Annotated in this window: 9 protein-coding genes and 1 pseudogene; 7 read left to right on the top strand and 3 right to left on the bottom strand. The window is 57.9% G+C overall.

Going from position 1 to position 10,286, the window contains the following annotated elements; translation table 11 throughout:
- Positions 1-550 precede the first annotated feature (550 nt).
- Positions 551-1,023: pseudogene (locus F617_RS28880) on the top strand (IS30 family transposase); the annotation flags it as partial.
- A gap of 40 nt (positions 1,024-1,063) precedes the next feature.
- Here F617_RS28880 and F617_RS0115330 read toward each other — a convergent pair.
- Positions 1,064-1,456, bottom strand: a complete 393-nt coding sequence (locus tag F617_RS0115330) for a response regulator (RefSeq protein WP_019565920.1) — start codon at positions 1,454-1,456, stop codon at positions 1,064-1,066.
- A gap of 70 nt (positions 1,457-1,526) precedes the next feature.
- On the bottom strand, positions 1,527-2,579 hold the full coding sequence (locus F617_RS0115325; protein WP_019565919.1) for a sensor histidine kinase: 1,053 nt from the start codon (positions 2,577-2,579) through the stop codon (positions 1,527-1,529).
- A 341-nt stretch (positions 2,580-2,920) separates the two neighbouring features.
- Between F617_RS0115325 and F617_RS0115320 the strand changes: the two genes are divergently transcribed.
- Positions 2,921-3,397 carry a GNAT family N-acetyltransferase gene (locus tag F617_RS0115320; RefSeq protein ID WP_026330884.1) on the top strand — a complete coding sequence of 159 codons (477 nt, stop codon included), beginning with the start codon at positions 2,921-2,923 and terminating at the stop codon, positions 3,395-3,397.
- Positions 3,398-3,708: 311 nt separating this feature from the next.
- Here the strand turns inward: F617_RS0115320 and F617_RS0115310 are convergent, their stop codons facing one another.
- Complete coding sequence (locus tag F617_RS0115310; protein ID WP_003516887.1) at positions 3,709-4,608, bottom strand: LysR family transcriptional regulator; 900 nt, start codon at positions 4,606-4,608, stop codon at positions 3,709-3,711.
- Between the two features lie 154 nt (positions 4,609-4,762).
- Here F617_RS0115310 and argH point away from each other — a divergent pair, with 154 nt between their 5' ends.
- From argH to F617_RS0115285, 5 genes are all read left to right on the top strand, one after another.
- Positions 4,763-6,223 (top strand): argininosuccinate lyase, encoded by a 1,461-nt coding sequence (gene argH, locus F617_RS0115305; protein ID WP_019565916.1) that lies wholly within the window; start codon positions 4,763-4,765, stop codon positions 6,221-6,223.
- On the top strand, positions 6,220-7,092 hold the full coding sequence (locus tag F617_RS0115300; RefSeq protein ID WP_003516889.1) for an amino acid ABC transporter permease: 873 nt from the start codon (positions 6,220-6,222) through the stop codon (positions 7,090-7,092). Before argH ends, F617_RS0115300 begins: the two co-directional genes overlap by 4 nt.
- Positions 7,093-7,102: 10 nt before the next feature.
- On the top strand, positions 7,103-7,873 hold the full coding sequence (locus F617_RS0115295) for an amino acid ABC transporter ATP-binding protein (RefSeq protein ID WP_019565915.1): 771 nt from the start codon (positions 7,103-7,105) through the stop codon (positions 7,871-7,873).
- An 81-nt stretch (positions 7,874-7,954) separates the two neighbouring features.
- The gene (locus tag F617_RS0115290; protein WP_019565914.1) at positions 7,955-8,782 is read left to right on the top strand and encodes an ABC transporter substrate-binding protein; all 828 of its coding nucleotides are present in this window, start codon (positions 7,955-7,957) and stop codon (positions 8,780-8,782) included.
- Between the two features lie 103 nt (positions 8,783-8,885).
- Positions 8,886-10,277, top strand: a complete 1,392-nt coding sequence (locus F617_RS0115285; RefSeq protein ID WP_026330883.1) for an MmgE/PrpD family protein — start codon at positions 8,886-8,888, stop codon at positions 10,275-10,277.
- The last annotated feature ends 9 nt before the right edge of the window (positions 10,278-10,286 follow it).

Here is a 10,286-nt window from a genome sequence, read left to right as displayed (position 1 = left end):
TATCATGCCCTTCCCTCTCATCTGGCGAAGCCAAGGTGAATCTGATTGTAGCTTATGGCGCTGTCAACGGCTGACCATGACGCGACGAAAAGTGCTTTGGAGTGAGAAAGCTAAAGCCGAAGGGTGTGTTCCATCACCCGCCCCCTCCCTACCCTTGCAACCCGGCCCAGCCGGTCCGGTCGGGGGCTGATTGTTTGAGCCAGTGTCGCATTTCTAACTGGCTGGCAGAGCGACAGATGACATTTTAACTTTGCACGATTCGCGACATTTCAACCTTGCCGCCACATGTATGTAGCGGGGTACATTCTATTTTGAAGTGCGACTTACGAATGATGCCAATGGGTTGTCACTCGTAAGGAAAGCGCGATGGACCGTACCTCCTCTCATATTGATCTGGATGAACGACGCAAGATCACCCGCTGTACTGGCAATCAGCGCCCGGTATGTTCAGAGGCTGATTGGTCGTAACTACCGGCGCTGCCTCGATCAGACACAAGGCAATTGGTCGCCCGTCGAACAGTAAAATCGCGACCGGCGTCCGTGATTACGCCGCCCCGACGCGGTTGCCGATCGCAAGCAGTTCGGGCATTGGGAATGCGACCTGATCCAGTTCCGAAAGAAGTTTGGGAAAGCCAATGTGACATCACTCGTTGAACGTGCCAGCCGCTTTGCGATCTTTCTGCGCAACAACGATCGGCAGTCTCGACCGGTCATGAACGGCCTTGTGCAAGCACTTCAGGCCCTGCCCCACCTCGCCCGTCGTTGCATCACGTTCAACCGTGGTACGAAGTTGACCGACTGGCCTTACCTCCAGGCGAGCATAGGACCCAAACCTGATTCTGCGATCCACAATCGCCATGGCACAAAGGCACGGTCGAAAATTCCAACAGACGAGCCCGTAAATGGCTTTCGAGAGAGGTCGATCCGCTCTCCGTCAGAGATGCCGACGTTATCGAGATCTGCAATCGGCTCAAGACCACACCACGCAAGCGCTTGGGATTCCTACCTGGAACCCGCACTTGATGGGACGCGGACCGCACGCCCAGATGTCGGTCGCCGAAACTCAACCGGCATCGTTGGCCGGCGGCACTTGCGAAAGCAGGCGGGCCATTGCGTCCGTGATTGAATGATCATCATACGGCTTTGAAAAGAAACGGCTGCCCACCGGTAGACTGCTCTCCTCAAGGATTGCCGCGCCGGATGCGACTATCAGTTTCACAGGTGGCCATCGATCCCTGATATAGTGGGACAACTTGATACCGTCCATTGTCCCGGGCATCTGAACGTCGGTAAACACCAGATCGATGTCATTTCTCGACTCAAGGATGCGAATTGCCTCGTCGGCATTGCAAGCTTCCAAAGCTTCGTAGCCTGCGGCAAGAACCAGATCGGCTGCCCCCATTCGAATGATCGTGTTGTCTTCGACAATCAGGACGACCGCTTTACCATTTTTCATCGCTCACTCTGTGAATAGGAGTTGGAAGCTTCGACAGCTTCGGTAATGTCGCGCGTCTGAACCCTCGGGCTCATACGGCTGCTGACAGATCAATTCGTGAACCCGCATTTTCCCGGTGCCGTATTGTGACGACCGTGCCCGGATCGGCATCGCTTAGAAGGATTTCGCCCGTCAAATTCTTAACGAGCGCCTCCACTATGCCTGTTCCCAGTCCGGCCTTAGGTGCGCCACTTCCCGCCGGCATGCCGATGCCGTTATCGGAAATGGTCAGGGTCCAGTCTTTGTCTGAGGCACGATAGTCAATAAGGATCAGGCCGGTTCGCTCATTGGGAAAGGCGTGTTTAAGGGCGTTGATGACCAATTCCGTGACGATAAGGCCCAAGCTCACGGAAACGTCCGCCTCAACCGCGCTGTCATCTACGATCACCTGTATCGAAAGCCTATCAGGATCGGCGATCATAGACGCTCCGAGGCTTTGGCAAAGCTGGGTCAGATAGGCGCGGACTTGTACATCGCCGCTTTGGGCTGTGGCAAGCTGCCTTTGCACCGATGCGATCGACATGACCCGCAGATGGGCGTTGTGGAGATGCCCTCGTACCTCCTCCGACTGTACCCGACGCGCGCTCTGCATCAAAACACTTGCTATGATCTGGAGACTATTGGCGACCCTGTGCTGCACCTCCTGCAGCAGGATCGCTTTGTCGCGAACCAGATCGTCCTTCAATCGTGCCTCGGCGCGCGCCTCGGTGACGTCGGTTACGGACAACAGAAGGCGGATATGATCGATGTCGCCGTCATCAAGCGTCCGGGCATTGACCACCAGTTGGCGCGTCGCGTGATCTGGCCGCCTGAGTTCGATCTCGTAGGCTTCAATCTTGGCGCTTCCGGAAACCGTTGCTCGAAGCAGCGACGTGAGCTTGGGCATCGCCCATTCACCGTCTCCAATATCCCGGAGGGTTCTGCCTGAAATTGTAACAGGATCTATCGCGAACGTCCTGCAAAATGACGCGCTCGCTGCAATGACCGTCAGGTCATCGGTCAGGAAGAGCAAAGGTTCGCTGGAATATAACACGAGGGCAAGTGTGCTTGCCGCTTCGAAATGCACTGAAGGGATGTTCGGCATGGAGAGGCCCTCAAGGGCCGGAGACTCGCGAAGCAAGTCATGACTCGGCAAAACAGCCGAGAGGCCGCAAAGGCCAAATCGACAAACCAATTATAGCATGACTGATGGGCAATCCCGTCATACTAAATATGGCAACACAAATGATTTTGTCCTCAATGAAATGCCTCATGCTCTTTTCCGGACGAGGTTGAGTGATCCGGCCCGATAGGGAACGGTTTCGCATAGGTCTTCCTGCCGTCTTGAAAAGCTTAACTAGAGCGCTTGCAACGGTTTGATCGCTCGAATTCCGATGAATGCGCACCTGGTCCTCAATGATCGACAAACGAGATTTTCAAGGAACGATGATGACATACACTATCCAAATGCTGGATCATCACCCCGACTTGCTGCGGAGCGCTGCAGATTTGATGCAGGAAATGCAGGCTTATTATAAAGTGCCCTGCCCATCCTGCGATGAAGTTCTCCAAGGGTTGGTGGAAAGACCGGACGCTGCGGAAATCATTGTCGCGATCGACCAGGGGTGCGTGGTCGGATTTGCTGCATTCAGCGCCATCTATCCTGGCCCATACCTGCAACCAGGCCTCTTCCTCAAAGAGCTTTATGTCCGCAGCGCCTATCGTGGGCGCGGCATCGGGCGGGAACTCATTGCGCAGCTTGCACAGCTGGCACTGGAGCGCCGGCTGTCAAGAATAGACTGGACCGCAGATGCAAATGATCAGCACCTGCTGGGCTTCTATGACAACATTGGCGGAGAGCGAAAACCGGACAAGATTTTTTATCGGCTCGATGGTGATGCCCTGAAGCGTATCGCCTCCTGAGGTGGCGATGATCCCGAACAGGTCAGGGCCTATAAACTAGGCGAAAGTCCCGGATGACGGTATCTATCCTACTGCGCAAGATCGGAGGTTGGCCCAAACAGACGCCTGAAGCCGTCCCGACCCGACCCGAGTTTGGTCCTCCGTATGAAACCTTCCAGAAGATTCTTGGAATACCTGGACGCCAGATGAGCTGCACGCTCGCCTTGGATACTGGAAATCAGAGTGGTATGTCGTGGGTGGCACACGCCTTTTTTAGCGCCATCTGCATCGCCGCCACAGTCATCTTCTGGCTCGGCAAACGAGTCCTGAGCCTAATCTTTCGTTAGACCGGCCTCTTCGTACAGCCATTGTTCAAAAAGACGCATCGATTGGCTTGTGGGAATGTTGCCCGGCTTGGTGAACCAGTATCCATGGTCACTCCGGAAGCCAAACCCGCCGGGGTTGACAAGGCGGCCGGCAACAAGTTCATCGGCAATCAGGCCATGCGGGATAAGCGCCATCCCCTGCCCTGCCAGTGCCGCGCGGATAACCATTGTATAATAGCCGAAACGCATCGTGTGGCGAACCTCCAGCCCGTGCAATCCATTCGCCTGCACGAAGAATGGCCAATGGAACGGGGTCTGTGGATGCTCCAGCATGACACCGCGCGCCGCGGCTTCGATGGTCCCGGGATTGCCAAGCTTTTCCCAGTAGGATGCGGCGCTGACCAGGCGAATGTCATTGCCGAAAAGATATGTACCGTCCTCATCTGGAGCTGGACTCACTAGGAAGCGCACGCTTCCATCTGGAATCTCGGTCTGTGTTTTTGACACGAAGGTCGTAAACTGCACTTCGATTTCAGGATGGGCCTCAGTAAATTGAACAAAGCGCGGTAAGAGCCAGCGGTCGCCGAAGATCGGCGGCACCTGAAGACGAAGAACACGCGGCCCTGGTTTGAGGCGAGCGACCTTTAGAGCCGCATCTTCCATTGCCTTGATCGCGGTGCGGGCATGCTCGATGTAAATGGCGCCCAACTCGGTTGGAACCATGCCGTTCGGCGTGCGCTGGAAAGCCGGACCACCGATGAGTTCTTCCAATCCGATCAATTGCTTGCTGACTGCGCTTTGCGAGAGCGCGAGTGGCTCTGCGGCCGCACTTGTCGAGCCGCGTTCGGCCACGGCCAGAAGAACCTGTAGCGCCGTCATGGAGGGAAATTGCTTGCGGCCAGACATACGCGCACCTCGCCCTTTCAGTCGATTTCAGACTAATCCTCTGCGCTAAATCTGACTAGTCGTTTTTGTCATAGGCAAGCGAATTAACTTCGCTTGCCTTAATTCCTGGCAAATAGGAGCATTGCCTCAATATTAAACAAAAAAGGGAACTATCATGTCCGAGCCGACCCAGCTCTGGGGTGGACGCTTTAAGTCCGGCCCCTCGGAAGCACTTGCCAATCTTTCCCGCTCGCACCCCTCTTACTTCCGGCTTTACCGCGAGGACCTTGCCGGTTCGCGTGCCCATGCATCCGAATTGAAGCGCGCAGGCGTGCTGGATGAGGCAGAGTTCGCCACGATCCGTGAAACGCTCGACCATATCGAGACCGATGTTGCAAAAGGGAGCGAAAAACCTATCGCTGCCGATGAAGACATTCACACCTTCCTCGAACGCCTGCTGATGCAGCGTCTCGGCGTGCTGGGGGGCAAGCTGCGCGCCGGGCGCTCGCGCAACGACCAGACCTCCAACAATACCCGCCTGTATCTTCGCCGCATGGCGCGGGAGCTGTCCCGCGGCATTGTCGAAATCGAACTGGCGCTGGTCTCGCAAGCCGCACGGCACACGGAAACGGTGATGCCCGGTTTTACGCATCTGCAGCCTGCCCAACCCGTCGTGCTCGGCCATCATCTCATGGCGCATGCACAGAGCCTGCTTCGCGACCTGGAGCGCTTCGAGGATTTCGACCGGCGTTTCGACCGTTCGCCGCTGGGTGCCGCCGCACTGGCTGGTTCGGGCATCGCCTGCCGCCCCGATCTGTCGGCGATCGAGCTTGGTTATACTGCAGCCTGTGAGAATTCCATCGACGCGGTTTCGGCACGCGATCATGTGGCCGAATTCCTGTTCATCTGCTCGCTGGTGGCCATCAGCCTGTCACGCCTTGCGGAGGAAATCTGCATCTGGAGTTCCAAGCAGTTCAGCTGGGCCAGGCTGCATGATTCCTACTCAACCGGCTCCTCCATCATGCCGCAGAAAAAGAACCCGGATATCGCCGAACTGACCCGCGGCATGAGCGGCACGCTTATCGGCAACATCGCCGGTTTCCTGGCAACAATGAAGGCAATGCCGCTTGCCTACAATCGTGACCTCGCAGAAGACAAGCGCGCACTCTTTGAAAGCATCGACATTCTCGAACTCATCCTGCCTGCTTTCGCAGGCATGGTAGAAACGATGGAATTCGATGTGGTCAAGCTGCGCGACGAAGCGCCCAAGGGATTTACCCTGGCAACAGAGGTTGCGGACTGGCTTGTGTCGCAAAACGTTCCGTTCGCGCAGGCGCATGACATCACCGGCGCTGTGGTCCGCTATTGCGAAGAGCAAGGCCACGACCTTGGCAGTCTGAGCGAGGAAGACCTGCCCAGAATCGACGCGCGCCTCGCACCCGCTGTCCTCAAGGCGATCACATTGGAAGGCGCGCTTGCCAGCCGCACCGGCTTTGGGTCGACAGCGCCGGTCAGGGTCCGCGAGCAGATCGAACGCTTCACCGCTGCGCTGGAAGCAAGGAAGACATTCGCTGCCAGCACGCTGAATATTTCCGGCCACGACGCGGCCTCAAGACGCGAACGAGGTGCACGATGAGCATGTCCGACACCCATCCCGCACCCCACGACCAGAAATACGAGATCGCCCACCTGACGCTCGTTCCCAAACGCCATACAGGGCGCATGGTCGCGGCAGCACTCGTTCTTCTTGCTCTCGCAGCGCTTGTCCGTGCCTTTAGTGTTGGCCAGATCGAGTGGAGCTATGTTCGTGACTTCATCTTTGCACCGGCGATCCTGCAGGGGCTGCAGAGCACGCTGATCATGACCGTGGCCGCCATGACGCTCGGCATCGTGCTTGGTGTGATTATCGCCCTGATGCGCGTATCGGGAAATCCGGTACTCTCCTCAATCGCAGTTGGCTATGTCTGGATCTTCCGGGGCGCGCCAGCGCTGCTGCAACTGATGATCTGGTTCAACCTAGCGCTGATTTTCCCGACCATGGGTATTCCGGGCCTGTTCGAGGTCCGCACGGTTGACATCATGACACCGTTCGTTGCGGCCATGCTGGGCCTTGGTATCTCCCAAGGCGCCTATACGTCCGAAGTTGTGCGCAGCGGCCTCCTGTCTGTGGATAGCGGACAATATGAAGCAGCCCGCTCCATCGGCATGACTCAGATGATGATGTTGCGCCGCATCGTGCTTCCGCAGGCCATGCGCGTCATGGTTCCGCCGATAGGAAACGAGGTGATTGGCATGGTCAAGCTTACCTCGCTTGCAAGCGTCATCCAGTATTCGGAAATCCTGCACAATGCGCAGATCATCTACTTCGCCAACACCCGGGTGCTGGAATTGTTGCTGGTTGCCAGCTTCTGGTATCTCGCCGTCGTCTCCGTCCTGTCGGTGATCCAGCACTATATCGAGCAGTATTTCGGCCGCGGCAGCAAAGCCGTCAGCGCATCGATGTGAGGGGGATGAGATGAGCAAGGAAATCGTTGTAAAGGCCGTTGACGTCACCAAGCTTTATGGGACTTTCACGGCGCTTGACAAGGTCAGTCTGGAAATCGCCAAGGGAGAGGTCTGCTGCGTCATCGGCCCTTCCGGGTCGGGAAAGAGCACCTTTCTGCGTTGCATCAATCAGCTCGAAAAAATGAACGCCGGCGCAATCTGGGTCAATGATGAACTGGTCGGCTATCGCCGCGAAGGCAACAACCTGCACGAAATAAGCGATGTGGAAATGTCACGGCAGCGCCGCCGCGTCGGAATGGTATTCCAGCGCTTCAACCTGTTTCCGCACAAAACCGCGCTGGAAAACGTCATTGAAGGTCCGGTCCAGGTTCTGCGTGAGCCGGTAGCCGATGTCCGCAAGCGCGCACAAGATCTGCTCGTCCGCGTGGGATTGGGCGACAAGGCCGGACATTATCCCTCGCAATTGTCCGGCGGTCAGCAGCAGCGCGTGGCAATTGCCCGCGCGATGTGCATGCGCCCCGAACTGATCCTGTTCGACGAACCGACGTCCGCGCTTGACCCGGAACTCGTCTCGGAAGTCCTGGATGTGATGAAGGATCTCGCCGCAAGCGGCATGACCATGATCGTGGTGACGCACGAACTTGGCTTTGCCCGCAACGTTGCAAACACCGTCGCTTTCATGGAGGCGGGCAAAATGGTCGAGGTCGGTCCTGCTTCTGAAGTTCTCGGTACGCCGAAAAGCCCTCGTACGACGGAGTTTATCAGGGCTGTTCACAGCTGAAATCGATCGGGCCCGTCAGTCAGGCAGGCCCGCGCTACACGCCTAAGCCAACCCAGTCAGCTTATAAAAAGGGGAATTCACATGAAAACAGCTCTTATCACCGTCGCCGTCCTAGTCGCCTCTACGGTTGTGCATGCCGAAGGCTTGCCGGACCGCATCAAGTCTGCGGGCAAGGTTGTCGTCGCAAACCAGCCCAACTATCCGCCGATGGAATACAAGGACCCGGCGACCAACACGCTGGTGGGGATCGATATCGATCTTGGCGTGGCGCTTGGCAAGCAGCTTGGCACCACAGTCGAATGGGCTGATATCGGCTTCGAACAGATGATCTCGTCACTCCAGACGGGCCGCGTTGATCTCATTCACAGCGGCATGAGCGATCTTCCGAAGCGTCGCGATACGCTCGACTTTGTCGATTACATGAAATCCGGTGCGCAGTTCTACACCTCAGCGGCGCGCAAGGAGGAGTTCAAGACCCCGGCCGACTTCTGCGGCAAGACCGTGGGCATGAGCCGCCGGACGTCCTTCCCGGATGAAACTGCAAAATGGAGCGTGGCAAATTGCGAGGCCAAGGGGCTTGCCGCCATCAAGGTGGTCGGCACGGAGGGCTCGGCGGATGCGCGCGCTCAGCTGAAGCAGGGCCGCCTGGATGGTGCGGTTCAGGGCTCGGAAACCCTGCCCTACCTGCTGACACTGGAAAAGGACACCTATGCCATCGTCGGCGAGCCCATCACCACCGTTTACCAGGGTATCGCTTTCTCCAAGAAGGACACTGCATTGCGCGATGCCTATGCAGGCGCCCTCAAGGCGCTCATGATCTCAGGCGAGTACAAGGCGATCTTCGCAAAGCACGGACTGGAAGGCACGTTGCTGGACGGCATCTACATCAACGGTGAAGCTGCCAAATAAACGGCAGAACGTCGGTTACAAATTCACCCGGCCGCGTTGGTTTCGCGGCCGGAAGTTCTCCCGTGTTGATCTTGCGGGCCTTCCCTTGTTCCAGAGTTTCACTATGACCCGTCCTGTCGCCAACACGCCAATTGACAAGCTCGCGCAATTCGTCTCAGCGCTTGACCACGATGCCATCCCCGCCAGTGTGGTTGCAAAGGTGAAGGTTCACATCGCCGACACCCTGGCGGCCGCCATCGCCGGTGCCCGCTCCGGCGAATTTGCAATCACGCACCAGGCGATGCACCCGAAGGGCGCGACGCGACTTTGGGGGACAGGCCTATCCGGCTCGCCGCGAGATGCAGCGCTGATAAATGGTGTCGCGGCCCATGCCTTCGAACTGGATGATGCGGGCGGCTGCGATCATTCGGGCGCGGTGATCATGCCCGCCGTCTTTTCGGCACTGCATGAAGTGGCTCGGCCCGTGGACGGCAAGCGGATGATCGCCGCCGTTGTCGCCGGCTATGATGCGGGACGCCGCATCCTTGAAGCGACCGGCGGCTATGACGCCCACAATGGACTTGGTTGGCATTCCACCGGCACCTGTGGCACCGTTGCTGCTGCTGCTGCCGTCTCAAACCTGCTCGGACTCGATGCGTCGGCTACTCGAGACGCTATGACCCTGGCGACAAGTTTCTCCTCTGGTCTTTGGGCCTTTATTCATGACGGTTCGCAGGCAAAGAAGCTGCATGCCGGTCGGGCGGCGGAAGGCGGCCTGGTCGCAGCCTTGCTCGCCGCCAAAGGCTTTGCCGGACCCTCACGGGTGTTTGATGAGGTATGGGGTGGCTTCTTCACCTCGTTCAACAGGTCAGCCTGCGAGCCTGACCTCTTGTCGGAAGGGCTCGGCGATGTCTGGAAGGTCAACCGGGCGGTGCTAAAACCCTACGCGTCCTGCCGAGGCGCGCATTCCGCCGTCGATGCGCTCGACGACCTACTCGCCGAAACCGATCGCGCGCCTGAAGTGATCGCCCGGATCGGCCTTCGCATGAGCGGCATGCTGGCGAATATGTGTGGCGCAAAGGTCGCGGGCGCCATGGCGCCGACCCAGATGAGCCTGCCTTACGCGCTTGCCGCCCGATGCGCCTTCGGCACTGCGGGCCTTCAGGCCTATACAGAGGAGCGACGCAAGCATCTGGAGGTGCAGGCGATGATGGACCGCATCGACATTTACGTTGATCCATCGATGAATGCCATGGCAGAGCCTGTGGTGACACTGACCTTCCGTGATGGCCTTGTTGTCGAGCGGATGGTACCGCGCGCCACCGGCTCTGCCGAGCGACCAATGCCCGCTTCCGCCGTTGCAGCGAAATTCCGAGAACTGACTGCCATGAGCCTGCCGGAAGACCGGGTGGAGACTCTCTGGCAGATGCTCGGCAAGCTTGAGCAGATAAACGATTGTACGGAGATCGAGGCACAGATGTCCGGGCATGCCGAAACACGTCCCACCTTCCGCTGAAAGGCAGGT

Source organism: Agrobacterium sp. 10MFCol1.1 (assembly GCF_000381165.1).
Lineage (GTDB): Bacteria > Pseudomonadota > Alphaproteobacteria > Rhizobiales > Rhizobiaceae > Agrobacterium > Agrobacterium tumefaciens.
Note: the sequence above shows the minus strand (reverse complement) of the source record. Positions and strands in the feature narration are given on the sequence as shown.

Coding starts and splice junctions, on each gene's coding strand:
- F617_RS0115330 (WP_019565920.1), bottom strand. CDS start 1,456: ATGAAAAATGGTAAAGCGGTCGTCCTGATTGTCGAAGACAACACGATC.
- argH (WP_019565916.1), top strand. CDS start 4,763: ATGTCCGAGCCGACCCAGCTCTGGGGTGGACGCTTTAAGTCCGGCCCC.
- F617_RS0115290 (WP_019565914.1), top strand. CDS start 7,955: ATGAAAACAGCTCTTATCACCGTCGCCGTCCTAGTCGCCTCTACGGTT.
- F617_RS0115310 (WP_003516887.1), bottom strand. CDS start 4,608: ATGTCTGGCCGCAAGCAATTTCCCTCCATGACGGCGCTACAGGTTCTT.
- F617_RS0115325 (WP_019565919.1), bottom strand. CDS start 2,579: ATGCCGAACATCCCTTCAGTGCATTTCGAAGCGGCAAGCACACTTGCC.
- F617_RS0115295 (WP_019565915.1), top strand. CDS start 7,103: ATGAGCAAGGAAATCGTTGTAAAGGCCGTTGACGTCACCAAGCTTTAT.
- F617_RS0115320 (WP_026330884.1), top strand. CDS start 2,921: ATGATGACATACACTATCCAAATGCTGGATCATCACCCCGACTTGCTG.
- F617_RS0115300 (WP_003516889.1), top strand. CDS start 6,220: ATGAGCATGTCCGACACCCATCCCGCACCCCACGACCAGAAATACGAG.
- F617_RS0115285 (WP_026330883.1), top strand. CDS start 8,886: ATGACCCGTCCTGTCGCCAACACGCCAATTGACAAGCTCGCGCAATTC.